The sequence below is a fragment of the Catellatospora paridis genome, assembly GCF_009720365.1.
Classification (GTDB): Bacteria; Actinomycetota; Actinomycetes; order Mycobacteriales; family Micromonosporaceae; genus Catellatospora; species Catellatospora paridis.
This window is the reverse complement of the sequence record NZ_WBZD01000061.1, coordinates 1-838: the sequence shown is the minus strand read 5'-3', so window position 1 is coordinate 838 and position 838 is coordinate 1. Positions and strand designations below refer to the sequence as shown.

The 838-nt window shown below is 62.5% G+C and carries 1 protein-coding gene; it reads left to right on the top strand.

Annotation, left to right across the window (positions count from 1 at the left end; translation table 11 throughout):
* Window positions 1-276: 276 nt before the first annotated feature.
* The coding region (locus F9C41_RS40525; protein ID WP_196280172.1) for a carbohydrate ABC transporter permease at window positions 277-838 on the top strand (562 nt) is incomplete at its 3' end.

Below are 838 nucleotides of genomic sequence, written 5' to 3'. Positions count from 1 at the left end.
TCGGTGAAGACGATGGTGCCGCAGTACATGGGTCCGAAGTCTGGTGACATCAACACGGCGATTCAGAATGGTCTGACCCGTGTGGAGCAGGGCAAGCAGAAGCCTGACGAGGCCTGGACGCAGTCCGTCAAGGACGTCAACGCCCTCCTGTGACCTGACACCTCGGCCGGTTCCCCGCCGTCAACAGCCGCTTCAGGGCGCGGTTGGCGGGGAACCGGCCCCTTTTCACCGCCTTCACCTGCCACCGCGCAAGCCGACTCGAACAGTGATGTGCCGATGATGAAGAACCTCCTCTATCGCTTGGACGTCAAGGGCTCGCCCTACCTGTACATCGTGCCCTTCTTTCTCCTTTTCGCCGCGTTCGGGATCTTCCCGTTGGCGTACACCGCGTGGGTGTCGCTGCACGAGTGGAGCCTGTTGTCGGAGACGCACACGTTCCTGGGGTTGCAGAACTACCGGGATCTGTTCGCGGACGAGTATTTCTGGAACGCGTTGCGGAACACCGCCCAGATCTGGGTGCTGTCGACCGTTCCGCAGTTGCTGATGGCCCTGGTGTTGGCGCACGTGTTGAATCAGCGGTTGCGGGCGCCGACGTTCTGGCGGATGACGGCGGTGCTGCCCAACATCACGTCGGTGGCCGCGGTGGCGATCATCTTCGGGCAGATCTTCGGCAAGGACTACGGCCTGGTCAACTGGATCCTGGAGACCCTCGGCCTGGGTCGCATCGACTGGCAGGCCGGCACGGCCAGCTCTCAGATCGCGATCTCCGTGATGATCATCTGGCGGTGGACTGGCTACAACGCGCTGATCTACCTGGCCGCGATGCAGGCGGTGAACA